Here is a 26,017-nt window from a genome sequence, read left to right on the forward strand (position 1 = left end):
TATGAGTGAATTTTCCCAGACAGTCCCCGAACTGGTTGCCTGGGCCAGGAAAAATGATTTCTCCATCTCGCTGCCGGTAGACAGACTCTCTTTCCTGCTGGCGGTTGCCACGCTGAACGGCGAACGGCTCGATGGCGAAATGAGCGAGGGTGAACTGGTGGATGCGTTCCGCCATGTGAGTGATGCGTTTGAGCAAACCAGCGAAACCATTAGCGTGCGTGCCAACAACGCAATCAACGATATGGTGCGTCAACGTCTGCTGAACCGCTTTACCAGCGAGCAGGCGGAAGGTAACGCCATTTATCGACTGACGCCACTGGGCATCGGCATTACCGATTACTACATCCGCCAGCGTGAGTTTTCCACGTTGCGCCTTTCCATGCAGCTCTCCATTGTGGCGGGTGAACTCAAGCGTGCAGCCGATGCTGCGGATGAAAACGGTGATGAATTCCACTGGCACCGTAACGTCTACGCGCCGCTGAAATATTCGGTAGCGGAGATTTTTGACAGTATCGATCTGACCCAGCGTCTGATGGACGAACAGCAGCAGCAGGTGAAAGATGATATCGCGCAACTGCTGAATAAAGACTGGCGTGCGGCCATCTCCAGCTGTGAACTGCTGTTGTCGGAAACCTCCGGCACGCTGCGTGAACTGCAGGATACGCTGGAAGCCGCTGGCGATAAGCTCCAGGCCAACCTGCTGCGCATTCAGGATGCGACCATGGCACATGACGATCTGCATTTTATCGACCGTCTGGTCTTTGATTTGCAGAGCAAGCTCGATCGCATCATTAGCTGGGGCCAGCAATCGATTGACCTGTGGATCGGTTACGATCGTCACGTACATAAATTTATCCGTACCGCCATCGATATGGATAAAAACCGCGTCTTTGCTCAGCGTCTGCGTCAGTCTGTTCAAACCTACTTCGATGCGCCGTGGGCGCTAACCTACGCCAATGCCGATCGTCTGCTCGATATGCGCGACGAAGAGATGGCGCTGCGTGATGAAGAGGTAACCGGTGAGCTGCCACCGGATCTGGAGTACGAAGAATTCAACGAAATTCGTGAGCAACTTGCGGCCATGATCGAAGAACAGCTCGCTGTCTACAAAACCAGACAGGTACCGCTGGATCTTGGTCTCGTGGTGCGCGACTATCTGGCGCAATATCCTCGCGCGCGCCACTTCGACGTTGCCCGCATTGTGGTAGACCAGGCGGTTCGCCTGGGTATCGCGCAAGCAGATTTCACCGGACTGCCGCCGAAGTGGCAGCCGATTAACGATTACGGAGCCAAGGTACAGGCGCATGTCATTGACAAATATTGAACAAGTGATGCCATTAAAGCTGGCACAGGCGCTGGCGAATCCGTTATTTCCGGCGCTGGACAGCCAGCTGCGTGCCGGTCGTCATATTGGCCTCGACGAACTGGATAATCACGCCTTTTTGATGGACTTCCAGGAGTATCTGGAAGAGTTTTACGCACGCTATAACGTTGAGCTTATCCGCGCGCCGGAAGGTTTCTTCTACCTGCGTCCGCGTTCCACCACGCTTATTCCGCGCTCCGTGCTTTCCGAGCTGGATATGATGGTCGGCAAAATTCTGTGCTACCTCTACCTCAGCCCGGAACGTCTGGCAAATGAAGGGATCTTCACCCAGCAGGAGCTTTACGATGAGCTGTTGACGCTGGCAGACGAAAGCAAGCTGCTGAAGCTTGTGAACAACCGTTCAACGGGGTCGGATCTCGATCGTCAGAAATTGCAGGAAAAAGTTCGCTCTTCTCTGAACCGTCTGCGTCGTCTGGGGATGGTCTGGTTTATGGGCCACGACAGCAGCAAATTCCGCATTACGGAATCTGTTTTCCGCTTCGGTGCCGACGTGCGTGCGGGCGACGACGCGCGTGAAGCGCAGCTTCGCATGATCCGCGACGGTGAGGCGATGCCGGTGGAAAACCATTTGCAGCTCAATGACGAGCCTGAAGACAATCAGCCGGATAGCGGGGAGGAAGAGTAATGATTGAACGCGGTAAATTTCGCTCACTAACGCTGATTAACTGGAACGGCTTTTTTGCCCGAACCTTTGATCTCGATGAGCTGGTGACAACGCTCTCCGGCGGTAACGGTGCGGGTAAATCCACCACCATGGCGGCCTTTGTGACGGCGCTGATCCCTGATTTGACGCTGCTGCACTTCCGTAATACCACCGAAGCGGGGGCGACAAGCGGCTCCCGCGATAAAGGCCTGCACGGTAAGCTCAAAGCTGGCGTCTGTTATTCGGTGCTGGATGTGATCAACTCCCGTCACCAGCGTGTGGTGGTGGGCGTGCGTCTGCAGCAGGTCGCCGGTCGCGATCGAAAAGTGGATATCAAACCGTTCGCGATTCAGGGCCTGCCAACCTCAATGCAGCCAACGGCGCTGCTGACGGAAACGCTCAATGAGCGCCAGGCGCGCGTACTGACGCTGCAGGAGCTGAAAGACAAGCTCGAAGCTATCGAAGGCGTGCAGTTCAAGCAGTTCAACTCAATTACCGATTACCACTCCCTGATGTTCGATCTGGGCGTGGTGGCGCGTCGTCTGCGTACCGCATCCGACCGCAGCAAATATTACCGTCTGATTGAAGCCTCCCTGTACGGCGGGATCTCCAGCGCCATTACCCGCTCCCTGCGCGACTACCTGTTGCCGGAAAACAGCGGCGTGCGTAAGGCCTTCCAGGACATGGAAGCCGCGCTGCGTGAAAACCGCATGACGCTGGAAGCGATTCGCGTTACCCAGTCTGACCGCGATCTGTTTAAACACCTGATCAGTGAAGCCACCAACTATGTGGCGGCGGATTATATGCGTCACGCCAACGAGCGTCGCGTGCATCTCGATCAGGCATTAGAGTACCGCCGCGAGCTGTTCACCTCGCGTAAACAGCTGGTGGCCGAGCAGTATAAGCACGTTGAAATGGCCCGTGAACTGGGCGAACACAACGGGGCAGAGGGCGATCTGGAAGCCGATTATCAGGCCGCCAGCGATCACCTGAACCTGGTTCAGACCGCGCTGCGCCAGCAGGAAAAAATCGAGCGCTACGAAGCCGATCTCGATGAACTGCAAATTCGTCTCGAAGAGCAAAACGAAGTGGTGGCCGAAGCTGCCGACATGCAGGAAGAGAACGAAGCGCGTGCCGAAGCCGCCGAACTGGAAGTGGATGAGCTGAAAAGCCAGCTCGCCGATTACCAGCAGGCGCTGGACGTGCAGCAGACGCGAGCGATTCAGTACAACCAGGCCCTGCAGGCATTGCAGCGTGCGAAAGAGCTATGCCATCTGCCTGACCTGACGCCGGACAGCGCCGATGAATGGCTGGACACCTTCCAGGCGAAAGAGCAGGAAGCCACGGAAAAACTGCTCTCCCTGGAACAGAAAATGAGCGTCGCGCAGACCGCGCACAGCCAGTTTGAACAAGCTTATCAGCTGGTGGTGGCGATTAACGGCCCGCTGGCGCGAAACGAAGCGTGGGACGTAGCTCGCGAGTTGCTGCGCGACGGCGTCAACCAGCGTCATCTGGCCGAGCAGGTGCAACCGCTGCGTATGCGTCTGAACGAGCTGGAACAGCGTCTGCGCGAGCAGCAGGAGGCCGAGCGTCTGCTGGCCGAGTTCTGTAAGCGTCAGGGTAAACATTACGATATTGACGATCTCGAGGCTCTGCACCAGGAGCTTGAAGCCCGTATCGCCGCCCTGTCCGATACCGTATCCAGCGCCAGCGAACAGCGGATGACGCTGCGTCAGGAGCTGGAGCAGCTTCAGTCCCGCTCGCAGACGCTGTTGCAACGCGCACCCGTCTGGCTGGCGGCGCAAAGCAGCCTGAACCAGCTCAGCGAACAGTGCGGTGAAACGTTCGAATCCAGCCAGGAAGTGACCGAATATCTGCAACAGCTGCTTGAGCGCGAGCGCGAGGCGATAGTTGAGCGTGATGAAGTTGGTGCGCGCAAGCGCGAGGTTGACGAAGAGATTGAACGCTTAAGCCAGCCGGGCGGTGCGGAAGATGCACGCCTGAATACGCTGGCGGAGCGTTTCGGTGGCGTACTGCTGTCAGAAATTTATGATGACGTGGGTCTGGACGATGCGCCGTACTTCTCCGCGCTGTATGGCCCGTCGCGTAACGCGATTGTGGTGCCGGATCTGTCTCTGATTGCCGAACAGCTCGAAGGGCTGGAAGATTGCCCGGAAGATCTCTATCTGATCGAAGGAGACCCGCAGTCGTTCGATGACAGCGTGTTCAGCGTTGACGAGCTGGAAAAAGCGGTAGTGGTGAAAATCGCTGACCGTCAGTGGCGTTACTCACGCTTCCCGGAACTTCCTCTGTTTGGCCGCGCCGCGCGTGAAAACCGTATTGAGAGCCTGCACGCTGAGCGTGAAACACTGTCTGAACGTTTTGCGACGCTGTCGTTTGACGTGCAGAAAACCCAGCGCCTGCATCAGGCATTTAGCCGCTTTATCGGTAGCCATCTGGGAGTGGCCTTTGAGGCTGACCCGGAAGCGGAAATTCGCAAGCTCAACACCCGCCGTGGCGAGCTTGAGCGCGCAATTGCCAGCCATGAAAATGACAACCAGCAGAGCCGCGTTCAGTTTGAACAGGCGAAAGAGGGCGTTGCTGCCCTGAACCGCATTCTGCCGCGTCTGAATCTGCTGGCGGACGATACGCTGGCTGACCGTGTGGATGAAATCCAGGAACGTCTGGATGAAGCGCAGGAGGCTGCGCGCTTCGTGCAGCAACACGGTAATCAGCTGGCGAAGCTGGAGCCGGTCGTTTCGGTGCTTCAGAGCGATCCAGAGCAGTTTGAGCAGCTAAAAGAAGATTATGCCTGGTCCCAGCAGGTGCAGCGTGAAGCACGCCAGCAGGCGTTTGCCCTGACGGAAGTGGTGCAGCGTCGCGCTCACTTCGGCTACTCTGACTCGGCGGAAATGCTGAGCGGTAACAGCGATCTGAACGAGAAATTACGCCAGCGCCTTGAGCAGGCTGAAGCGGAACGTACGCGTGCCCGTGAAGCGATGCGTAGCCACGCGGCCCAGTTGAACCAGTACAACCAGGTTCTGGCCTCGCTAAAAAGCTCCTTTGATACCAAGAAAGAGCTGTTAAACGATCTGCAAAAAGAGCTGCAGGACATCGGCGTCCGTGCCGACAGCGGGGCAGAAGAGCGGGCGCGTGTTCGTCGTGATGAGTTGCATGCCCAGCTGAGCAATAACCGTGCGCGTCGTAATCAGCTGGAAAAAGCGCTGACCTTCTGTGAAGCGGAGATGGATAACCTGACCCGCCGCCTGCGCAAGCTGGAGCGCGACTATCACGAAATGCGCGAGCAGGTGGTATCTGCGAAGGCAGGCTGGTGCGCGGTGATGCGCATGGTGAAAGACAATAATGTTGAACGCCGTCTGCATCGTCGTGAACTGGCGTACCTCTCTGCTGATGAACTGCGATCCATGTCGGATAAGGCGTTGGGTGCGCTGCGTCTGGCGGTGGCAGATAACGAACATCTGCGCGATGTGCTGCGTATGTCTGAAGATCCGAAGCGTCCTGAGCGTAAAATTCAGTTCTTCGTGGCGGTATACCAGCATCTGCGTGAGCGTATTCGTCAGGACATCATCCGTACCGACGATCCGGTCGAAGCCATTGAACAGATGGAAATTGAACTGGGGCGCCTGACGGAAGAGCTGACCTCCCGTGAGCAGAAGCTGGCTATCAGCTCCCGTAGCGTGGCGAACATCATCCGCAAGACCATTCAGCGCGAGCAGAACCGTATTCGCCAGCTGAACCAGGGTCTGCAGAGCGTATCGTTTGGTCAGGTGAACAGCGTACGTCTGAATGTAAACGTCCGTGAAGCGCACTCTACGCTGCTGGATGTGCTCTCTGAGCAGCATGAACAGCATCAGGATCTGTTTAACAGCAACCGTCTGACCTTCTCCGAAGCGTTGGCGAAGCTGTATCAGCGTCTGAATCCGCAGATTGATATGGGGCAACGTACGCCGCAAACCATCGGTGAAGAGCTGCTGGATTACCGTAACTACCTGGAGATGGAAGTTGAGGTTAACCGTGGTTCAGATGGCTGGCTGCGTGCGGAATCCGGGGCACTGTCGACCGGTGAAGCTATCGGTACCGGGATGTCGATTCTGGTGATGGTGGTGCAGAGCTGGGAAGATGAAGCGCGTCGTCTGCGCGGCAAAGATATTTCCCCATGCCGTCTGCTGTTCCTTGATGAGGCAGCGCGTCTGGATGCCCGCTCCATCGCCACGCTGTTTGAGCTCTGCGAACGTCTGGATATGCAGCTCATTATTGCGGCACCGGAAAATATTAGTCCGGAAAAAGGCACAACCTATAAACTGGTGCGTAAAGTGTTCCAGAACAGCGAGCACGTTCACGTTGTAGGCCTGCGTGGCTTTGCTCCGCAGCCGCCTGAGTCCTTACCGGGCACGGCAGACGCCTCCTGAGGCGTGTTGTTACAAAGCGCGGCGCATTAGCGCCGCTTTTTTTTACGCTTAACTTATGCTTACGGCTGCGTTATCTTTAAACTTCTTTACATAAGGTAAGGCAACTGCGTTTGTGCCTTCCTATAATGAATAAAAGCCCCAGTGTGATGGGCATGTCGTGAGAAAACAGGGGGCAAGGGATGTTGCTAAAGAAAAATCGTGGTCATCAGCTGTCAGCGTTGAGTTTGTGTCTGGCGGTGATGTTTGCTCCACTGTTAAGCGCTCAGGCCGATGAGCCTGAAGTTGTACCGTCAGACAGTTCCGCGACGATGGGTGCGCAGCCGACGTCGCTGTCACAACCGCTGGATCAATCTCCGGCGACGGCCATTTTAGCGGGTATCAGACCGCTACCCGAAGGTATCGAAACCGGCGCGCTCCGCCAGCAGCTTCTTACCGGCCTTCCTGCAGGATACACGCCTGCTTACATTAACCAGCTTACGCTGCTTTATGCCGCGCGTGATATGAAGCCGATGTGGGAAAACCGGGACGCCGTGCGCGCTTTTCAGCAGCAGCTGGCGGAAGTCGCCATTGCAGGTTTTCAGCCGCAATTCACCACCTGGGTTGAACTCTTGACCGATCCAGGCGTTACCGGTCAGGCGCGTGATGTGGTGCTGTCTGATGCCATGATGGGCTACCTCCAGTTCGTGGCGGGCATCCCGGTCAATGGCAACCGCTGGTTATACAGTCAAAAACCGTACAAGCTGGCGACGCCGGCGCTGTCGGTCATTAACCAGTGGCAACTGGCGCTGGATAACGGTGACCTGCCGCGCTTTATCGCAAGCCTGGCACCGGCCCATCCGCAGTATGCCACCATGCATCAGTCGCTGCTTGAGCTGGTTGCGGATTCCCGCCCGTGGCCTCAGGTGCGTGGCACAACCACGCTTCGTCCGGGACAGTGGAGCAGCGATGTCCCGGCGATCCGCGAAATTATGAAACGCTCCGGCATTCTCGAAAGCGGTCCTAAGATTGCGCTGCCCGGCGACGATACGCAAAGCGCGGTCGTCAGCCCGTCGGCCCCGGTAAAAGAGAAAAAGGCCGTTGCACAGAGCAACAAACCCGCCGCCTACGATCGCGAACTGGTCGCGGCGGTTAAGCAGTTCCAGGCCGCGCAGGGGCTGGGCGCAGACGGAGTGATCGGTCCATCCACCCGCGACTGGCTGAACGTCTCGCCTGCCCAGCGTGCTGGAGTGCTGGCGCTGAATATCCAGCGTTTACGTCTGCTGCCGGGAACACTGTCGACCGGGATTATGGTGAATATTCCAGCGTATTCGCTGGTTTATTATCAGAACGGTAGCGAAGTGCTGGCGTCGCGCGTGATTGTCGGACGTCCTGACCGTAAAACGCCGATGATGAGCAGTGCCCTGAATAACGTGGTGGTAAACCCGCCGTGGAACGTGCCACCGACGCTGGCGCGCAAGGATATTCTGCCTAAGGTCTGGAACGATCCTGGCTATCTGGAGCGTCATAACTATACGGTGATCCGCGGCTGGAACAGCAAAGAGACGATCGATCCGTGGATGGTTGACTGGTCAACGATTACGCCGTCGAACCTGCCATTCCGTTTCCAGCAGGCACCGGGTGCGCATAACTCGCTGGGGCGCTATAAATTCAACATGCCAAGTTCGGACGCTATCTATCTGCATGATACGCCGAACCATAACCTGTTCCAGAAAGATGCCCGCGCGCTCAGCTCAGGCTGCGTTCGTGTGAATAAGGCATCGGAACTGGCGAATATGCTGTTGCAGGATGCGGGCTGGAACGACACGCGGATCTCCGATGCCCTCAAGCAGGGGGACACCCGTTACGTTAACATTCGACACAATATACCGGTCAATCTTTACTATCTGACGGCGTTTGTTGGTGAAGATGGACGTACCCAGTATCGTACAGATATTTACAATTATGATCTCACGGCGCGATCCGGCGCACAAATTTTGCCAAAAGCTGAACAATTAATCAGGTAAATGAAGCAGTTCGGGAAAATAGGTTGTCGTAAGTTAGGGCAAATACGTGGCGATATGGCTGGAAGCCGCGTGTTTGCTGGGGTTGGGTGCCTTGACGTCGTTGGCTTTGCCAGTTAAGGTGCCCTTCGTGCGCTAAGCATATTACGATTTCTTTGACCTGTAGACCTGATTATCATGGACAAATTTGACGCTAATCGCCGCAAACTGCTGGCGTTAGGTGGCGTTGCGCTCGGCGCAGCGGCCATCCTGCCGACGCCAGCATTTGCCACCCTCTCGACACCTCGTCCGCGTATTTTAACGCTCAACAATCTGCATACTGGTGAGTCGCTAAAAGCGGAATTCTTCGATGGCAGAGGCTATATTCAGGATGAATTAGCAAGACTTAACCATTTTTTCCGTGATTTCCGCGCGAATAAAGTAAAAGCCATCGACCCAGGATTATTTGACCAGTTGTTCCGCCTTCAGGGCCTGCTGGGTACCAGCAAGCCGGTGCAACTCATTTCCGGTTATCGTTCCATTGATACCAATAATGAATTGCGCGCCCGCAGCCGTGGGGTAGCGAAAAAAAGCTATCACACCAGGGGACAGGCAATGGATTTCCATATTGAAGGCGTTTCGTTAGCCAATATTCGCAAAGCTGCGTTATCTATGCGCGCAGGTGGTGTAGGATATTACCCAAGTAGTAACTTTGTGCATATTGATACCGGTCCAGTTCGGCACTGGTAATAACGAAACACAGGAGCAGTATGAACTATCGTATTATTCCGGTTACGGCGTTCTCCCAGAATTGTTCATTGATCTGGTGTGAGCAAACCAAACTGGCCGCGCTTGTCGATCCCGGCGGTGACGCTGAGAAGATCAAACAGGAAGTTGCAGAAAGCGGTGTGACGCTGATGCAGATTTTACTGACGCATGGTCACCTTGACCATGTTGGCGCAGCGGCGGAGCTGGCACAGCACTATGGAGTGCCGGTGATCGGTCCGGAAAAAGAAGATGAGTTCTGGCTGCAGGGTTTGCCAGCCCAAAGCCGCATGTTTGGCCTCGATGAGTGTCAGCCATTGACGCCCGATCGCTGGTTAAACGAAGGAGAGCGTGTGAACGTAGGGAATGTGACTTTACAGGTGTTGCATTGTCCTGGGCATACGCCAGGCCATATTGTCTTCTTTGATGACCAGTCCCGTCTGCTGATTTCCGGCGATGTGATTTTCAAAGGTGGCGTAGGGCGCAGCGATTTCCCGCGTGGCGACCACGGACAGCTGATCCAGTCTATTAAACAGAAGTTATTGCCGCTGGGCGATGACGTGACGTTTATCCCTGGACACGGCCCGATGTCGACGCTGGGCTACGAGCGGGTGCATAACCCCTTCCTTCAGGATGAAATGCCTGTCTGGTAAATCCGGATAATAAAAAAAGCCTGCATCGTGCAGGCTTTTTTGTGGGCGCTAATTACATTACAGTACGGCGACGATTGCTTCGCACAGTGGCGCCATGTTGTCAGGGGTCATACCTGCAACGTTCACGCGGCCAGAGGCCACGGCGTACACGCCAAACTCTTCACGCAGACGCAGAACCTGTTCTTTGGTCAGGCCACTGAAAGAGAACATACCGTTCTGCTTAGTAATAAAGCTGAAATCACGGTCTGCACCTTTCTCTGCCAGGGTGTTCACAAACAGCAGGCGCATGCGCTGAATACGCTGACGCATATCGTTGAGCTCTTGTTCCCAAATCGCGCGGAGCGCATCGTTGCTCAGGATGGTGGCAACGACAGAAGCACCGTGTGCTGGTGGGTTAGAGTAGTTAGCGCGGATAACTGATTTCATCTGGCTGAACGCACGATCGGCAGTCTCTTCGTTTGCTGCGACCAGCGTACAGGCACCAACACGCTCATTGTACAGGCCAAAGTTCTTGGAGTAGGAGCTAGCAACGATCAGCTCCTGATGGACGGCTGCGAAAGCGCGCAGACCTTCAGCGTCTTCTTCCAGACCACGGGCGAAGCCCTGGTAAGCGAAGTCAAACAGCGGCAGCCAGCCTTTATCGACTGACAGTTTTGCCAGCTGTTCCCACTGTTCAAGCGTCGGATCAATGCCGGTTGGGTTGTGGCAGCAGCCGTGGAACAGTACCACGTCGCCCGCCTGGGCTTCACTCAGGCTCGCCAGCAGACCGTCGAAGTCCAGAGCATGGTTTGCGGCGTCGTAGTAGGCATATTCGCGCACTTCCAGACCCGCAGAGTTAAAGACGCTCTTATGGTTCGGCCAGCTTGGGTTGCTTACCCATACGCGCTTAACAGCGGTATTTTTTGCAAGGAAATCCGCCGCCACGCGCAGTGCGCCGGTACCGCCAGGCGTTTGTGCTGTGCGCGCGCGTTTGTCGCTCACAATTGTACTACCTTTACCGAACAGCAGCTCCTGCGTGCAACGACCAAACTCAGGGATACCATCAATACCGAGGTAATTCTTGGTGGTTTCATTTTCCAGCAGATACTGCTCAGCTTTTTTTACGCTGGTCAGTACTGGGGTTTTGCCGGTTTCATCTTTATATACACCAATACCCAGGTTGATTTTGCCAGGGCGGTCGTCGGCACGAAACAGATCGGCCAGGCCCAGAATAGGGTCGGCAGGAGCGGCGGTAATGTTCTCAAACATGACGAAGTTCCATTGTGATTACAGAAGTGAAATCCGCTATCAGGTTAACGGTAGATTTACAAAATGCCAACCGTTTGCGACGAAAAGCGTGCGGCTTTTCAAAAGTCGCCATTATTTTCTGTCAGGCATAAAAAAACAGGGCCGAAGCCCTGTTCATTAAGCATATAACAAAGTGGTGTACTGATTAGAACTGGTAAACCAGACCTACAGCAACGGTATCATCGTTGTTGATGCCCAGCTTGTTGTCGTCTTTCAACTGGTTGATCTGGTAGTCAACATAGGTGGACATGTTTTTGTTGAAGTAGTAAGTCGCGCCGATGTCGATGTAGTTGATGTAGTCTTCGTCACCGATGCCTTCTACGTCTTTCGCTTTAGATTTGTAGTAAGCGATGGATGGACGCAGACCGAAGTCGAACTGATACTGAGCTACAACAGAGAAGTCCTGAGTTTTGTTAGCGAAACCATTGTCCAGACGAGCCGCGTTACGCATCTCACCGTACAGTGCTGCCAGGTAGATGTTGTTCGCGTCATATTTCAGACCGGTTGCCCACTGCTCAGCTTTATCGCCTTTACCCCATTGCAGATTCTGCTGGGCATTGGTGCGGTCAGCCGCGCCGTAAGCACCGACGATACCGAAGCCATCGAAATCATAGCTCAGAGAGGTTGCCCAGCCGTCACCGTTGGAACGCAACGCATCGGTACGCTCATTTTTGCCCAGGTACTGAACGCCAAAGTTCAGACCATCAACCAGGCCGAAGAAGCCGCTGTTACGGTAAGTCGCCAGACCACCGGTACGACCAGAGAAGAAGTTATCGCTCACGCCGGTGTCACCACCGAACTCAGGCAGCATATCGGTGATACCGATTGCATCATAAACCAGGCCATAGTTACGACCGTAGTCGAAGGAACCTGCGTCACCGAATTTCAGGCCTGCGAATGCCAGACGGGTTTTGTTACCTGACTGAGCATCAGCGCCTTCAGAGTTGTTACCCTGGAAGTTATATTCCCACTGACCATAGCCGGTCAGCTGGTCGTTGATTTTGGTTTCGCCTTTGAAGCCCAGACGAGCATAAGTTTTGTCGCCATCGTTGCCGTCATTATCAGAGAAGTAATGCAGGCCAACTGCTTTCCCGTACAGATCCAGTTTGTTGCCGTCTTTGTTATAGATTTCTGCAGCGTTAGCTGCACCGGCTACCAGCAGGGCAGGGACTACCACTGCCAGAATATTGCGCTTCATCATTATTTATTACCCTCATTGGTTTTTTTATGACACTCGCCACTGCCGCCAATAAATTCCGTCAATAAATATTTCCGGAACTATTGATGAGAGTTTGGTGTCTTTATGTATCTGTCAGGCATCTTTCCATTCATAGAAGCGTTTCGCTAGCCTTAAAGTGTTACAGTTTTCAAGATTGAGTAACAAAAAGAAATTATATGTAACTAAATGTGTATTTTTCGGAACTTTGTGAACCACCTCAAATTTCAGAAAGACCTGGCGAATTAAACGGCAGGCAGATTACTATATATATGAATTCCTTATAATTAATTTAGATAAAGGCAATTCGTATACGCGCACCTTCAACGACTCATTTTTTCTTATGACCCAAAAGGGACTTCTGGATGGCTGTGATTTTGGTTGAAATTTGTGCTATTGCTTGAGGATTAAATAATCGCAATAAGAATAGGGTTTATTTTTTGTTCGTAGATATTTCGTGGAAACAAAACGTAACAACTAGTGGTTGTGACGGGGTCAAAGTTGAAAGGTGCTTACTTTACGCTGACGAAAATTGACAGAGCAGAATAAAATAATGGCCAGCAAATGCTGGCCATTATGATTTTGGTTACTTAGAAGCTGGCATTACGCGGCGTACGTGGGAACGGAATAACGTCACGTACGTTCTGAACACCTGTGACGTAGGCGATCAGACGTTCGAAGCCCAGACCAAAGCCTGAGTGTGGCACAGTACCGTAACGGCGCAGATCGCGATACCAGCTGTAATCCGCCGGATTGAGCCCCATCTCTTGCATGCGCGCATCCAGCACGTCCAGACGCTCTTCACGCTGGGAGCCACCGATAATTTCACCAATGCCCGGTGCCAGTACGTCCATTGCGGCAACGGTTTTACCGTCTTCGTTAAGGCGCATATAGAACGCCTTAATGTCTTTCGGGTAGTTTTTCACAACAACCGGTGCTTTAAAGTGCTTCTCAGCCAGGTAACGCTCATGCTCGGAAGAGAGATCCACGCCCCAGTAAACCGGGTTCTCAAACTTCTCACCGCATTTCTCGAGAATAGCGACCGCATCGGTGTAATCCACCTGGGCAAAGTCGGAGGAAACAAAGCGCTCCAGACGTGCAATCGCTTCGTTATCGACACGCTCAGCGAAGAATTTCATGTCATCAGCACGTTCTTCCAGTACCGCTTTGAAGACGTACTTGAGCATGGCTTCCGCCAGGCCAGCGACATCGTTCAGATCTGCGAAAGCCACTTCAGGCTCCAGCATCCAGAATTCTGCCAGGTGACGGCTGGTGTTGGAGTTTTCCGCTCGGAAGGTTGGGCCGAAGGTATAGATTTTAGACAGCGCACAGGCGTAGGTTTCGCCGTTGAGCTGGCCAGATACCGTCAGGAAGGCTTCTTTACCAAAGAAGTCTTTGTCAAAGTCCACTTTACCTTCTGGCGTGCGCGGCAGGTTTTCCAGATCCAGCGTAGAAACGCGGAACATCTCGCCAGCGCCTTCGGTATCGGAGGCGGTGATCAGCGGGGTAGATACCCAGAAATAACCCTGCTCATCGAAGAAGCGATGCAGTGCCTGCGCCAGCGTGTGGCGGACACGGGCCACCGCACCAATCAGGTTGGTGCGTGGACGCAGGTGAGCCACTTCACGCAGATATTCGATGCTGTGACGTTTTGCGGCCATCGGGTAGGTATCAGGATCTTCAACCCAGCCAGTTACTTCAACGGCAGTGGCCTGAATTTCGAAACTCTGACCCTGACCCGGTGATGCGACAACCACGCCGGTAACAATTACGGAACAACCGGTTGTCAGGTGCAGAACGTCATCATTGTAATTGGGCAGAGAATTATTAATGACGGCCTGTACAGGATCAAAGCAGGAACCGTCATAGACGGCAAGGAAGGAGATGCCAGCTTTAGAATCTCGGCGGGTACGCACCCATCCGCGCACGGTGACTTCCTGGTCAACGGCGACACGGCCCTGGAGTACGTCGGCTACAGGCACAACGCTCATAATATTCTCTCTGTTAATAGTCGGAAAAAATAAACACTTGTCCACCCAAATGGGGGGATATCTATGTTACCTGCCATCCGCTATCAGACAAGTAAATTTCGCAGTCAAAAGAGAAGAATTAAGAAATAAATAAGAAGTAGGGAGCCATTTGGCTCCCTTAAGCGCTTAACTGGCTTTTTTGACCTGAGGGAGATCGAAAGCTTTGCGTAACGCGCGGACAAACGCTTTATCATGACAGATGGTTTTACCCGGGCTATCGGAGAGCTTGGCTACCGGCTTGCCGTTACATTCCACCAGTTTTATCACGATATTCAGCGGTTTTACCTGAGGGATGTCGCAGGTTAAACGGGTGCCAATCCCGAAGCTCAGGTTCACTCGGGTACTGAAATGGCGATAGAGTTCAACCGCTTTCGCGAGATCGAGGTTGTCGGAGAAGACCAGCACCTTGCTCATCGGGTCGATGCTGAGTTTTTCGTAATGCGCTATCGCCTTCTCACCCCATTCAACCGGATCCCCGGAGTCATGACGTAACCCCTGGTAACGCTCAGCGAACTCAGGGCCGAAATCACGCAGGAACGCATCCATCGTGATACAGTCGGTCAGGGCGATGCCGAGTTGATTCGGATACTCGTCAAGCCACGCGGCCAGTGCGGCGCGTTGGCTGTTGGCCAGATCTGGACTGATCTGCTGATGCGCCTGGAACCATTCATGCGCCTGGGTACCCATGGGTGTCAGGTTCAGACGACGTGCCAGATCGTAATTACTGGTGCCCACGAACCACGACTCTTGCTGCAGACGCTGAACAATGGCCTGCTGAACGTCGCGGGAGAAACGGCGACGCGTGCCAAAGTCCATAAGACGGAAGCGGGACATATCCAACCCATCCGTCAGGGTGGCAAACCCTGCGAGTTTGTTTTCCAGCGCGGCCAGTGCCTGAGTCACCCCGGTTTCCGGCGAACGGTAGCGGTGAGCCAGCTCGCTGATCACAGCCAGCAACGGAACTTCCCACATGATCACTTCACGCCATGGGCCTTCAAGGCGAATATCCAGCTTGCCGTTATCATTCGTGACGGTGACCTGCTCTGGCTTATAACGGAAGTCGCGCAGCCAGTTCAGATAGTCCGCTTTAAAGAAAGGCAGGCCGGAAAGCCACTGGTATTCGTCGTCCTGCAACGTCAGATGCTGCATAGCATCGACCTGTTCACGAATGGAATCTGCGTAGATACCGAGCAAGTCGTCGCCACGGCAGCGGAATTCCGCCGCAACATCAACATCATAGTAATGGTGGAAAACGGCTTGCTGCATGTGCAGTTTATACGCGTCGGTATCCAGCAATGTATGCAGAACAGGAGAAGCGAATCGAGTCATAGGTGCGCAGTAGCATCCTCTCACAGGAGCGTTTAGTACAATAAACAACTCCGGAGTATACCTTGTTTAGTGATTTATTGAACCCCGATCACAACATAAGCGCTCTTTATGGTCGAGGGCATTTTGTGCCCCGTGTTATACAAATGTAGCAAAAAGGGTGTTTGTACCTGAAAAGATGAACATTCTGCATAGCGCGATCTACACAACAGGAATAGACTGGAATCGTTATTCGACAAACGATGCATAAGGTTTTCTATGACACAACAGCCACAAGCCAAATACCGCCACGACTATCGTGCGCCGGATTACCTGATTAGCGATATCGATCTGACTTTTGACCTGGATGCCACTAAAACCGTTGTGACGGCGGTAAGCCAGGTGACGCGCCAGAGCGCGACGGCAGTGCCGCTGCGTCTGGATGGTGAAGACCTGACGCTGGTCTCCCTGCATATTAATGATGCAGCCTGGACTGACTATAAAGAAGAAGACAACCAGCTGGTGATCGATAACCTGCCGGAACGCTTTACGCTGCGCATCGTGAATGAAATCAGCCCTGCCGCCAATACGGCGCTGGAAGGGCTCTACCAGTCTGGCGTGGCGCTGTGCACCCAGTGTGAAGCGGAAGGTTTCCGCCACATCACCTGGTATCTTGACCGTCCGGACGTGCTGGCGCGCTTTACCACCAAAATCATCGCGGATAAAACGCTTTATCCTTTCCTGCTCTCTAACGGTAACCGCGTGGGTGAGGGTGAGCTGGAAAACGGCCGTCACTGGGTACAGTGGCAGGATCCGTTCCCAAAACCATGCTACCTGTTTGCGCTGGTGGCGGGTGATTTCGACGTCTTACGCGACACCTTCAAAACCCGTTCTGGCCGCGAAGTGGCGCTGGAACTGTTCGTTGACCGTGGCAACCTCGATCGCGCGCCATGGGCGATGACCTCGCTCATCAACTCCATGAAATGGGACGAAGAGCGTTTTGGTCTGGAATACGATCTCGACATCTATATGATTGTCGCCGTCGACTTCTTCAACATGGGGGCGATGGAGAACAAAGGTCTCAACATCTTTAACTCCAAATACGTGCTGGCCCGTACCGATACCGCCACCGATAAAGACTACCTCGATATCGAGCGCGTTATTGGCCACGAGTATTTCCATAACTGGACCGGTAACCGTGTCACCTGCCGCGACTGGTTCCAGCTGAGCCTGAAAGAAGGTCTGACCGTCTTCCGTGACCAGGAGTTCAGCTCCGATCTGGGCTCGCGTGCGGTTAACCGCATCAACAACGTGCGCACCATGCGTGGGTTGCAGTTCGCGGAAGATGCCAGTCCGATGGCGCACCCAATTCGTCCGGACAAAGTCATCGAGATGAATAACTTCTACACCCTGACGGTGTATGAAAAAGGGGCGGAAATTATCCGTATGATCCACACCCTGCTGGGCGAGGAGAACTTCCAGAAAGGGATGCAGCTCTATTTCGAGCGTCACGACGGTAGCGCCGCCACCTGCGATGATTTTGTGCAGGCAATGGAAGATGCGTCGAATGTGGATCTCTCTCACTTCCGCCGCTGGTACAGCCAGGCCGGTACGCCGATTGTCACCGTTAAAGACGATTACAATCCGGAGACCGAGCAGTACACCCTGACCATCAGCCAACGCACGCCGCCAACGGCTGAGCAGGAAGAAAAATATCCGCTGCACATCCCGTTCAGCATTGAACTGTATGATAACGAAGGCAAAGTGATCCCGCTGCAGAAGGGTGGCCACCCGGTACACCACGTGCTGAACGTGACCCAGGCAGAGCAGACCTTTATCTTCGATAACGTCTATTTCCAGCCGGTGCCTGCGCTGCTGTGTGAATTCTCTGCTCCAGTGAAGCTGGAGTATAAGTGGAGCGATCAGCAGCTGACGTTCCTGATGCGTCACGCGCGCAACGATTTCTCCCGCTGGGATGCCGCTCAAAGCCTGCTCGCGACATACATCAAGCTGAACGTTAATCGTCATCAGCAGGGCCAGCCGCTGTCGCTGCCGGTTCACGTGGCCGACGCGTTCCGTGCGGTTCTGCTGGATGAACAGATTGATCCGGCCCTCGCGGCTGAAATCCTGACGTTGCCGTCCGCGACCGAAATCGCCGAGCTGTTCGAGACCATCGATCCTATTGCCATCGTGGCTGTGCGTGAAGCGCTGACCCGCACGCTGGCGGCCGAACTGGCGGATGAGTTCCTGGCGATCTACAACGCCAACAAGCTGGATGCGTACCGCGTGGAACATGGCGATATTGGTAAACGTTCCCTGCGCAATACCTGTCTGCGCTACCTGGCCTTTGGTGAAACAGACCTGGCGAACACGCTGGTGAGTAAGCAGTATCACGAAGCGGATAATATGACCGACGCGCTCGCAGCCCTGGCGGCAAGCGTGGCAGCCGAGTTACCGTGCCGTGATGCGCTGATGCAAGAGTATGACGACAAGTGGCACCAGGATGGCCTGGTTATGGACAAGTGGTTCATTCTGCAGGCGACCAGTCCGGCAGCCGATGCGCTCAGCAACGTGCGCAGCCTGCTGAAGCATCGCTCCTTTACCATGAGCAACCCGAACCGCGTCCGCTCCCTGATTGGCGCGTTTGCCAGCAGCAACCCGGCTGCGTTCCACGCGGAAGACGGCAGCGGTTATCAGTTCATGGTGGAAATGCTGACCGAGCTGAACAGCCGCAACCCGCAGGTGGCATCACGTCTGATTGAGCCGCTGATCCGCCTGAAACGCTACGATACGCAGCGCCAGGCGAAGATGCGTGCCGCGCTTGAGCAGCTTAAAGGGCTGGAAAATCTCTCTGGCGATCTGTACGAGAAGATTTCGAAGGCGCTGGCCTGATAGAAAGCTTAACCCTCCCTCTCCCTGTGGGAGAGGGCCGGGGTGAGGGCATCAGGCATTAGCTTTAATCAACGCGCGCTCATTCACACCGCGCCTCATCACTCGCTCCAGCACCTCCGCTTCCAGCTCTGCCAGTCTGGCCGATCCCACACGGCGAGGGCGTGGAATATCTACCGTCAGATCCAGACCAATTTTTCCCTCTTCTATTAACAGCACCCGGTCGGCCATGGCGACGGCTTCGCTCACGTCGTGCGTCACCAGCAGGACCGTAAAACCGTGCTCCTGCCAGAGCGAGGCAATTAAATCCTGCATTTCAATCCGCGTCAGGGCATCAAGTGCCCCGAGCGGCTCATCGAGCAGCAGCAGGCCTGGACGATGTATCAACGCCCGCGCCAGCGCTACGCGCTGTTTTTGCCCGCCTGAGAGGGCCGCAGGCCAGTCACCGGCGCGATCCTCCAGCCCGACGGCGGCCAGTGCCTGACGCGCCTCCTCCCGCCAGTGACCTTTCAGCCCCAGCCCGACGTTATCCATCACCGTTTTCCAGGGCAGCAGGCGCGCATCCTGAAACATCATGCGAGTATCATCCTGAATATTGGCCAGCGGCGTTGTCCCTGCCAGAATCTCCCCTCCATTCGGCGCTTCCAGTCCGGCTAACAGGCGCAGCAGCGTACTCTTGCCGCCGCCGCTGCGGCCGACAACGGCCACAAATTGTCCGGCGGGGATATGCAGATCCAGGGCGTTAAGAATGGTTTTGTCGCCGTAGCGTTTCGTGACGCCGTTAAGTAACAGCGGTGTCCCCTGAGTGAGTCGGGCGGTATTCATGCTTTCGCCTCCTGAGAGAAATAGGCCGGGTTCCAGCGCAGCCAGCTGCGTTCCAGCCACTGGGCACTGACGTCAGCAAGTTTGCCCAGCAGGGCATAAAGGATAATGGCGACCACCACCACGTCCGTTTGCAGGAATTCGCGGGCGTTCATTGCCAGATAGCCAATGCCGGAGTTGGCTGAAATGGTCTCCGCGACGATCAGCGTCAGCCACATCAGGCCGAGCGCAAAGCGAACGCCAACCATAATGGAGGGCAGGGCGCCCGGCAGCAGCACGTGGATAAACAGGGCAAATCCTGATAATCCGTAGCTGCGTGCCATCTCAACCAGCCCGCGATCGATATTGCGGATCCCATGCCAGGTATTGATGTAAATCGGGAACAGCGTGCCCAGCGCCACGAGGAAAATTTTGGCGCTCTCATCAATACCAAACCACAGAATGACCAAGGGGATCAGCGCCAGATGCGGTACGTTGCGCAGCATCTGAATGGAGGTATCCAGCAACCGTTCCCCCCAGCGGGACAGGCCGCTGATCAACCCCAGCGTCAGGCCGATGCTCCCGCCGATGGAAAACCCAATCACCGCGCGCCAGGAGCTAATGGCCAGGTGCTGCCACAGCTCGCCGCTGGCACTCAGCGACCAGAAGGCTTCGATCACGCCCTCCGGAGAGGGCAGGATACGGCTCGACAGCCAGCCGGTGGAGGAGGCCAGTTGCCAGATAAGGACAATGCCGACAGGTAAAAACCATGGGGCGGCGCGCAACAGCCATTTTTGTGAGGTGAGAGACATAGCCACTCCTTAGCTTTGCGCGACTTTTCGCGGAATAAACTCGTTGGCCACGGCTTCGCCCTGAAGCTGCAGCTGGCGGGGCTGCGGAATGTCCGGGATAGCGACATCCAGATGCGGGAACAGCAGTTCTCCCACTTTGTATGCCTCCTCAAGATGCGGATAGCCCGAGAGGATAAAGCTGTCGATACCCAGCTCGGCATATTCGTTGATACGCGCCGCGACGGTCGGGCCGTCACCCACCAGCGCAGTACCTGCACCACCGCGTACCAGGCCGACACCCGCCCAGAGATTGGGGCTGATCTCCAGATTCTCGCGTTTGCCGTTATGTAACGAAGCCATCCGGTGCTGTCCAACGGAGTCGGTTTTCGCAAACGCCGCCTGCGCTTTGGCGATGGTCTCATCGTCCAGATGCGAGATCAGCCGGTCAGCGGCCTGCCAGGCCTCTTCGTTGGTTTCACGCACAATCACGTGCAGGCGAATACCAAAGCGCACCTTGCGGCCGTGGGCGGCGGCTTTGGCCCGCACCTGGGCAATTTTCTCTTTCACCAGTTCAGGTGGCTCCCCCCAGGTCAGATAGAGATCGACCTGTTCTGCCGCCAGATCCTGTGCCACATCCGACGATCCACCGAAGTAGAGCGGTGGACGCGGCTGCTGTACCGGAGGAAAGTAGAGTTTCGCGTCGCGAATATGAATATGCTTGCCATCGAAGGTGACCGTTTCCCCCTCAAGCAGACGTCGCCAGACGCGGGTAAACTCGGCGGAGGCCTCATAGCGTTCCGTATGATCGAGGAACACGCCGTCACCGGCCAGTTCCTGCGGATCGCTGCCGGTGACCAGGTTAAACAGCGCGCGTCCGTTGGAGAGCCTGTCGAGCGTTGCCGCCTGACGTGCGGCAACGGTCGGGGAAACCACGCTCGGACGCAATGCCACCAGGAATTTCAGGCGCTGGGTGACCGGGATCATCGACGCGGCGACCAGCCAGGCGTCTTCGCACGAGCGTCCGGTGGGGATCAGCACGCCGGTGAAACCGATTCGGTCTGCCGCCAGCGCAATCTGCTGCAGATAGCCGTGGTCAACCGGGCGCGACCCCTCTTCGGTGCCAAGATAGTGTCCATCGCCGTGGGTGGGTAAAAACCAGAAAAGATTCAGACTCATGATTTGGCTCCTTCTTTGGCTGCGGGTTGCCAGATGCGTTCGCGAATGTTCACCTGTTTTGGGACTAAGCGGTTTTGATAAAAGAGGTCGGCAGTCTGTTGTTGCAGGGCTGCAACATGCGCGTCCACCGGGATAATGGTGGTGGGTGGACGGTGGTTGAGGTAGCTCGCGATCACCGCCTCCGGTAAGCCCATGGTTTTCGCCAGCAGGGTGATGCTCTCCGGGCGCTGGCTTTGCGTCAGGGTATCGGCCTCGGTAAAGGTATTCAGGACCTCCTGAACAAAGGCACCGTTTTTCTCTGCATACGGACGGGCTGCCAGGTAGAACGAACCGGTCTGTTTCAGGGTAGTGCCATCTTTCAATACCCGTACGCCGCCCTGAAGTAATGCCGCGGAGTAGTAAGGATCCCAGATAGCCCACGCATCGACATTGCCTTGCTGGAAGGCGGCGCGTGCATCAGCCGGGGTGAGATATACGGGCTGAATATCGGTGAACTTTAGCCCGGCCTCCTGCAGGGCGCGGAGTAGCAGGTTGTGCGAGCTGGAACCTTTCTGGAATGCGACTTTATGACCTTTAAGTTCGGCGACATTTTTAATGGCGCTATTTTCCGGCACCAGAATCACCTCGGCTTTAGGTTTTGGTGGCTCAACGCCAACGTAGACCAGATCGGCCCCGGCCGCCTGCGCAAAGATCGGTGGAATATCGCCAGTACTGCCTAAATCGATGCTTCCAACGTTCAGCGCCTCCAGCATTTGTGGCCCGGCAGGAAACTCCACCCAGGAGAATTTGGTCTGTGGGAAGCGTTTTTCCAGAAGCTGGTGGCTTTTTGCCAGCACCATACTGACGCTGCCTTTCTGGTAACCAATGCGCAAACTGTCAGGTGCCGTCTCTGCTGCATGGGTCAGGGACGAGAGTGTGAGCAGACCAGCCAGGCTGATACGGGTAAGTGTTTTAAACATGTGCGACTCCTTGTGGCTGTCCAAACGCAGGTGCCTGAATATCGCGACGGTGCAGGGCATGCCAGAATGTCTCCAGCGCAGTGTCGAGCCGGGTTTGCAGATTCGGGGTGAAATGCGGTTTGTGCTGGTAATCGATAACCTGCGAGTCATCGGCAAAAACGCCGTGCAGGATCTCCTGCGCCTTCAACGCGTTCAGTACCGGCTTCAGGGCGTAATCCACGGCCAGTAAATGGGCAACCGTGCCGCCCGTAGCCAGCGGCAACACCACTTTTCCATCAAGTGCACGTTCAGGCAGCAGATCGAGCAAGGTTTTCAGTGCGCCGGAAAATGAGGCTTTATAAATCGGGGTCGCGACGATAAGCCCGTCAGCACTTTTTAGCTGTTCAATCAGGGTTTTCAATGCCGGACTGTCAAAGCGCGCGTAGAGCAGATCCTCAGGTTCAAAGTTGTGCAGATTCCAGTGGTACACTTCCACATCCAGAGCATTAAGCCTTTCGCGGGCATATTCCAGCAGGGCGCTGGAACGAGAAGGGAAACGTGGACTTCCGGCCAGGGTGATGACGCGCATGTGTGCTCCTTATAACTAATTGTTTGCTTTTATCTAACATTCATAACAATTTTCAGGAGTGTGACACTGCGTGGTTATTCCACTAAATGATTTATCCGCAATTAAAATGCGAAAAAGCGCATAAGAAGTGTACGGGGAAGTAAACGTTTGCGTTTTACGCTGATTTTTTTGCCGCAGGTCAATTCCCTTTCCGGGCAGGATCGCACATAATCCCCTCCCGGTTTGCACACCGGGAATCCAGGAGAGTTCATGTACTACCCCTTCGTTCGTAAAGCCCTTTTCCAGCTCGACCCTGAGCGCGCTCATGAATTTACATTCCAGCAATTACGCCGTTTTACGGGAACGCCGCTGGCCGCGCTGGTGCGTCAGAACGTGCCGGAAAAACCTGTGCAGTGCATGGGTCTGACCTTTAAAAACCCGCTGGGTCTGGCGGCAGGTCTGGATAAAAATGGCGAGTGCATTGATGCCCTGGGCGCGATGGGCTTTGGTTCCATCGAAATCGGTACCGTCACACCGCGTCCCCAGCCGGGTAATGATAAGCCGCGTTTGTTCCGCCTGGTCGAAGCCGAGGGGCTGATCAACCGCATGGGCTTTAATAACCTCGGCGTGGATCATCTCGTAGAAAACGTTAAAAAAGCCCATTTTGATGGTGTATTAGGCATCAATATTGGCAAAAATAAAGACACGCCGGTTGAGCAGGGTAAAGATGACTACCTGATTTGTATGGAAAAAGTCTATGCCTATGCCGGTTATATCGCCGTGAATATTTCATCGCCGAATACCCCGGGGCTACGTTCTCTGCAATATGGTGAAGCGCTGGACGATCTTCTCAGCGCCATTAAAAATAAACAAAATGAGCTGCAGGCGATCCATCATAAATATGTTCCGGTGGCGGTTAAGATCGCACCGGATCTTTCTGCTGAAGAATTGATCCAGGTTGCCGACAGCTTGGTTCGCCATAATATTGATGGTGTGATTGCGACCAATACGACGCTCGATCGTTCCCTCGTCCAGGGAATGAAAAACTGTGACGAAGCGGGTGGGTTAAGTGGACGTCCGGTACAATTAAAAAGTACGGAAATTATTCGTGCGCTCTCCGCCGAATTAAAAGGTCGTCTGCCAATAATCGGTGTCGGTGGTATCGATTCGGTGATTGCTGCGCGCGAGAAGATGGCTGCGGGCGCCTCACTGGTGCAAATCTATTCCGGCTTTATTTTTAAAGGCCCGCCGCTCATAAAAGAAATCGTTACTCATATCTAATCTTTTCTCTTAATCAGACAACCAGGGCTTTATTTCCAGCCCTGGTTGTTTTATATTCCGTCACTGTTGCTTATTTAGACATTATAGTCTTTTATTAATGGTGTTATAAACGAAGCGGCGAATGGGACATTTTTAGTACAGGACGTTTGGGTACGGGAGAGACATATGCGAATTAAACCTGACGATAACTGGCGCTGGTATTTTTGTGAAGAGCATGACCGAATGATGCTCGATTTAGCCAATGGCATGTTGTTCCGTTCTCGTTTTGCGCGTCGAATGTTAACCCCGGACGCTTTCTCCCCGTCTGGCTTTTGTGTAGACGATGCTGCGCTTTATTTCTCCTTTGAAGAGAAATGCCGTGACCTGCTGCTCTCAAAAGAACAGCGTGCCGAACTGATATTAAACGCGCTGGTGGCGATTCGTTTTCTGAAACCGCAAATGCCGAAAAGCTGGCATTTTCTGCCGCATGATATGAACTGGACGCCGTCCACGGGCGATGCGGCCAGCGTTAATCTGAGCGATACCGCAGAAGAGGTGAGTTTACTGGTGGTGGAACCTGGCGAAAATGCCGCGCTTTGTCTGCTGGCCCAGCCCGGCGTGACCATTGCCGGGCGGACGATGCAGCTCGGGGATGCCATTAAGGTCATGAATGACAGGCTGAAACCGCAGCTGCGCGTGGATTCATTCAGCCTGGAACAGGCGGTTTAAGCTTCCAGCTGTATCGACGTTTTTGGAATACAGCTACAGCACAGGATCGTCCCGTCATCACCGATTGCGGATTTCTTCAGCGCACTGACGTCGCCCCCGACCAGCTTGATTCGACAGCAACCACAGATACCCGCCCGACAGGAATACGGGATACGGATCCCGGCTTGCTCCAGCTGCTCAAGTATCACCTGCTGATTGTTACCCCGTATAACGCGGCCCTGCCAGTGAATATCCACTGCCGAACTGGCTTGCGTCTCAACGTCTACTGTTTCTTCTTCCTGACCCGCACCGTACACGCGCGCAGGCCCACGGGTGAGAATTTCCACCTCGTCACCCACGCGGATCACTCCGCTTGAGCGCGGAATAAGATTCTGGCCGAAATCCACGTCGCCATTATCCTGCGCGGTACGGAATGATTGCAGGGTTTTCAGCGGTTCGCCGGAAGGATGCTTCAGGCCTTTCTCCGGACTTACGGTGGTGAAAATGCAGCGGCTGCACGGCTTCACGACATCAAAAATGACGCTGCCGATGCGGATGACTTTCCAGGTATCTTCATCCCAGGCTTCCGTACCGGTCACCACCAGATTCGGGCGAAATTGCTCCATCTGCACGCTGGCCTTACAGCGACGCTGCAGGTCACGCAGCGAGGCTTCGCTGGTTAACAGGAACGGGAAACCATCGGCAAACGAGAGGGGAACCGCTTCGTGGCGCTTGACGCGTCGCGTCAGCGCCGGACCCACCCAGCGCAGCTGTACCTCGCGGGAGAAGAAGCCGCTCAGCCAGCGGTTAATTTCGTCCGGAGCGATGCGAGCGGTAAAATGATTGCCCCACACTTCCGTTGGCGCATCGACAGGCGCAAAATCAGCAAAGCGAATCACCACGCTTGAGCCATCCGGGGCGGTGAGGTGGAGGCCGTCATGCAGCGGCGAAGGCGTAAAACGCACCATCTGCGGGAACTGGCGTGCGGTAATGAACGTACCGTCAGGCTCGGTGACCATAAAAATACGATCGAAGGCAAATCCACTGATGTCAGCCAGGGCGTGAGAAACGCCGATACCGCGCATGGATTTCACCGGATGAATAAAAAGCCTGGATAACGTCGCCACTGTGCACAGTCCCTCGAATGAAAATAAGCCTTCAACTTTATGACATACACGTCATATTAGCTATAAT

At 54.8% G+C, this 26,017-nt stretch carries 19 protein-coding genes; 9 read left to right on the forward strand and 10 right to left on the reverse strand.

What is annotated here, in order from left to right:
* The first annotated feature begins 1 nt into the window (after position 1).
* From mukF to PUZ33_RS08010, 6 genes are all read left to right on the forward strand, one after another.
* Positions 2–1,324, forward strand: coding sequence for a chromosome partition protein MukF (gene mukF / locus PUZ33_RS07985; protein ID WP_013097295.1), 1,323 nt, complete (start codon positions 2–4; stop codon positions 1,322–1,324).
* Complete coding sequence (gene mukE, locus PUZ33_RS07990; protein WP_013097294.1) at positions 1,305–2,009, forward strand: chromosome partition protein MukE; 705 nt, start codon at positions 1,305–1,307, stop codon at positions 2,007–2,009. Before mukF ends, mukE begins: the two co-directional genes overlap by 20 nt.
* Complete coding sequence (mukB, locus tag PUZ33_RS07995) at positions 2,009–6,457, forward strand: chromosome partition protein MukB (RefSeq protein ID WP_062676567.1); 4,449 nt, start codon at positions 2,009–2,011, stop codon at positions 6,455–6,457. The genes mukE and mukB overlap by 1 nt, the downstream gene beginning before the upstream one ends.
* A 179-nt stretch (positions 6,458–6,636) precedes the next feature.
* Positions 6,637–8,460, forward strand: coding sequence for a L,D-transpeptidase (ldtD, locus tag PUZ33_RS08000; RefSeq protein ID WP_058680321.1), 1,824 nt, complete (start codon positions 6,637–6,639; stop codon positions 8,458–8,460).
* Positions 8,461–8,634: 174 nt separating this feature from the next.
* On the forward strand, positions 8,635–9,186 hold the full coding sequence (locus PUZ33_RS08005) for a YcbK family protein (RefSeq protein ID WP_013097290.1): 552 nt from the start codon (positions 8,635–8,637) through the stop codon (positions 9,184–9,186).
* Positions 9,187–9,206: 20 nt separating this feature from the next.
* A complete protein-coding gene (locus PUZ33_RS08010) occupies positions 9,207–9,854 on the forward strand; it encodes an MBL fold metallo-hydrolase (protein WP_013097289.1) in 648 nt (215 codons plus the stop codon).
* A 57-nt stretch (positions 9,855–9,911) separates the two neighbouring features.
* On the opposite strand, the gene PUZ33_RS08015 is transcribed toward PUZ33_RS08010, so the two are convergent.
* The 4 genes from PUZ33_RS08015 to pncB form a co-directional block, all read right to left on the reverse strand.
* The gene (locus PUZ33_RS08015; protein WP_058680322.1) at positions 9,912–11,102 is read right to left on the reverse strand and encodes an amino acid aminotransferase; all 1,191 of its coding nucleotides are present in this window, start codon (positions 11,100–11,102) and stop codon (positions 9,912–9,914) included.
* A 184-nt stretch (positions 11,103–11,286) separates the two neighbouring features.
* The gene (ompF, locus tag PUZ33_RS08020; RefSeq protein WP_020689704.1) at positions 11,287–12,342 is read right to left on the reverse strand and encodes a porin OmpF; all 1,056 of its coding nucleotides are present in this window, start codon (positions 12,340–12,342) and stop codon (positions 11,287–11,289) included.
* Positions 12,343–12,947: 605 nt separating this feature from the next.
* Positions 12,948–14,348 (reverse strand): asparagine--tRNA ligase, encoded by a 1,401-nt coding sequence (gene asnS, locus PUZ33_RS08025; RefSeq protein ID WP_058680323.1) that lies wholly within the window; start codon positions 14,346–14,348, stop codon positions 12,948–12,950.
* A 165-nt stretch (positions 14,349–14,513) separates the two neighbouring features.
* A complete protein-coding gene (pncB, locus tag PUZ33_RS08030) occupies positions 14,514–15,716 on the reverse strand; it encodes a nicotinate phosphoribosyltransferase (protein WP_058680324.1) in 1,203 nt (400 codons plus the stop codon).
* 255 nt (positions 15,717–15,971) lie between these two features.
* Here pncB and pepN point away from each other — a divergent pair, with 255 nt between their 5' ends.
* Complete coding sequence (pepN, locus tag PUZ33_RS08035) at positions 15,972–18,584, forward strand: aminopeptidase N (protein ID WP_038981301.1); 2,613 nt, start codon at positions 15,972–15,974, stop codon at positions 18,582–18,584.
* Between the two features lie 51 nt (positions 18,585–18,635).
* Here pepN and ssuB read toward each other — a convergent pair whose 3' ends face one another.
* The 5 genes from ssuB to ssuE are packed head-to-tail and all read right to left on the reverse strand — an operon-like array spanning position 18,636 to position 22,876.
* Positions 18,636–19,406, reverse strand: a complete 771-nt coding sequence (gene ssuB, locus PUZ33_RS08040; protein WP_058680325.1) for an aliphatic sulfonates ABC transporter ATP-binding protein — start codon at positions 19,404–19,406, stop codon at positions 18,636–18,638.
* Positions 19,403–20,194: an aliphatic sulfonate ABC transporter permease SsuC gene (gene ssuC, locus PUZ33_RS08045; RefSeq protein ID WP_058680326.1), complete on the reverse strand. Its 792-nt coding sequence runs from the start codon at positions 20,192–20,194 to the stop codon at positions 19,403–19,405. Before ssuC ends, ssuB begins: the two co-directional genes overlap by 4 nt.
* Before the next feature lie 9 nt (positions 20,195–20,203).
* A complete protein-coding gene (gene ssuD / locus PUZ33_RS08050) occupies positions 20,204–21,349 on the reverse strand; it encodes an FMNH2-dependent alkanesulfonate monooxygenase (RefSeq protein WP_058680327.1) in 1,146 nt (381 codons plus the stop codon).
* Entirely contained in the window at positions 21,346–22,308 is a 963-nt protein-coding gene (locus PUZ33_RS08055; protein ID WP_023619891.1) for a sulfonate ABC transporter substrate-binding protein, read from the reverse strand. Before PUZ33_RS08055 ends, ssuD begins: the two co-directional genes overlap by 4 nt.
* Entirely contained in the window at positions 22,301–22,876 is a 576-nt protein-coding gene (gene ssuE / locus PUZ33_RS08060; protein ID WP_058680328.1) for an NADPH-dependent FMN reductase, read from the reverse strand. The genes PUZ33_RS08055 and ssuE overlap by 8 nt, the downstream gene beginning before the upstream one ends.
* 249 nt (positions 22,877–23,125) lie before the next feature.
* Here ssuE and pyrD point away from each other — a divergent pair, with 249 nt between their 5' ends.
* Positions 23,126–24,136, forward strand: coding sequence for a quinone-dependent dihydroorotate dehydrogenase (pyrD, locus tag PUZ33_RS08065; RefSeq protein WP_252107618.1), 1,011 nt, complete (start codon positions 23,126–23,128; stop codon positions 24,134–24,136).
* 165 nt (positions 24,137–24,301) lie between these two features.
* Positions 24,302–24,844: a cell division protein ZapC gene (gene zapC, locus PUZ33_RS08070; protein ID WP_020689696.1), complete on the forward strand. Its 543-nt coding sequence runs from the start codon at positions 24,302–24,304 to the stop codon at positions 24,842–24,844.
* Here the strand turns inward: zapC and PUZ33_RS08075 are convergent.
* Positions 24,841–25,950, reverse strand: coding sequence for a YcbX family protein (locus tag PUZ33_RS08075; RefSeq protein WP_058680329.1), 1,110 nt, complete (start codon positions 25,948–25,950; stop codon positions 24,841–24,843). The two genes, zapC and PUZ33_RS08075, sit on opposite strands and share 4 nt — an antisense overlap.
* Positions 25,951–26,017 lie beyond the last annotated feature (67 nt).

The organism is Enterobacter cloacae complex sp. 2022EL-00981 (genome assembly GCF_028737495.1).
In the GTDB taxonomy this organism is placed as follows: Bacteria; Pseudomonadota; Gammaproteobacteria; order Enterobacterales; family Enterobacteriaceae; genus Enterobacter; species Enterobacter cloacae.

What these genes read in the sequence shown, in the direction of transcription:
- ssuD (WP_058680327.1), bottom strand. Translation starts at nt 21,349, where the DNA reads ATGAGTCTGAATCTTTTCTGGTTTTTACCCACCCACGGCGATGGACAC.
- pncB (WP_058680324.1), bottom strand. Translation starts at nt 15,716, where the DNA reads ATGACTCGATTCGCTTCTCCTGTTCTGCATACATTGCTGGATACCGAC.
- zapC (WP_020689696.1), top strand. Translation starts at nt 24,302, where the DNA reads ATGCGAATTAAACCTGACGATAACTGGCGCTGGTATTTTTGTGAAGAG.
- PUZ33_RS08010 (WP_013097289.1), top strand. Translation starts at nt 9,207, where the DNA reads ATGAACTATCGTATTATTCCGGTTACGGCGTTCTCCCAGAATTGTTCA.
- mukE (WP_013097294.1), top strand. Translation starts at nt 1,305, where the DNA reads ATGTCATTGACAAATATTGAACAAGTGATGCCATTAAAGCTGGCACAG.
- ssuB (WP_058680325.1), bottom strand. Translation starts at nt 19,406, where the DNA reads ATGAATACCGCCCGACTCACTCAGGGGACACCGCTGTTACTTAACGGC.
- pepN (WP_038981301.1), top strand. Translation starts at nt 15,972, where the DNA reads ATGACACAACAGCCACAAGCCAAATACCGCCACGACTATCGTGCGCCG.
- ompF (WP_020689704.1), bottom strand. Translation starts at nt 12,342, where the DNA reads ATGATGAAGCGCAATATTCTGGCAGTGGTAGTCCCTGCCCTGCTGGTA.
- ssuE (WP_058680328.1), bottom strand. Translation starts at nt 22,876, where the DNA reads ATGCGCGTCATCACCCTGGCCGGAAGTCCACGTTTCCCTTCTCGTTCC.
- PUZ33_RS08005 (WP_013097290.1), top strand. Translation starts at nt 8,635, where the DNA reads ATGGACAAATTTGACGCTAATCGCCGCAAACTGCTGGCGTTAGGTGGC.
- PUZ33_RS08055 (WP_023619891.1), bottom strand. Translation starts at nt 22,308, where the DNA reads ATGTTTAAAACACTTACCCGTATCAGCCTGGCTGGTCTGCTCACACTC.
- mukF (WP_013097295.1), top strand. Translation starts at nt 2, where the DNA reads ATGAGTGAATTTTCCCAGACAGTCCCCGAACTGGTTGCCTGGGCCAGG.
- ssuC (WP_058680326.1), bottom strand. Translation starts at nt 20,194, where the DNA reads ATGTCTCTCACCTCACAAAAATGGCTGTTGCGCGCCGCCCCATGGTTT.
- asnS (WP_058680323.1), bottom strand. Translation starts at nt 14,348, where the DNA reads ATGAGCGTTGTGCCTGTAGCCGACGTACTCCAGGGCCGTGTCGCCGTT.
- mukB (WP_062676567.1), top strand. Translation starts at nt 2,009, where the DNA reads ATGATTGAACGCGGTAAATTTCGCTCACTAACGCTGATTAACTGGAAC.
- ldtD (WP_058680321.1), top strand. Translation starts at nt 6,637, where the DNA reads ATGTTGCTAAAGAAAAATCGTGGTCATCAGCTGTCAGCGTTGAGTTTG.
- pyrD (WP_252107618.1), top strand. Translation starts at nt 23,126, where the DNA reads ATGTACTACCCCTTCGTTCGTAAAGCCCTTTTCCAGCTCGACCCTGAG.
- PUZ33_RS08015 (WP_058680322.1), bottom strand. Translation starts at nt 11,102, where the DNA reads ATGTTTGAGAACATTACCGCCGCTCCTGCCGACCCTATTCTGGGCCTG.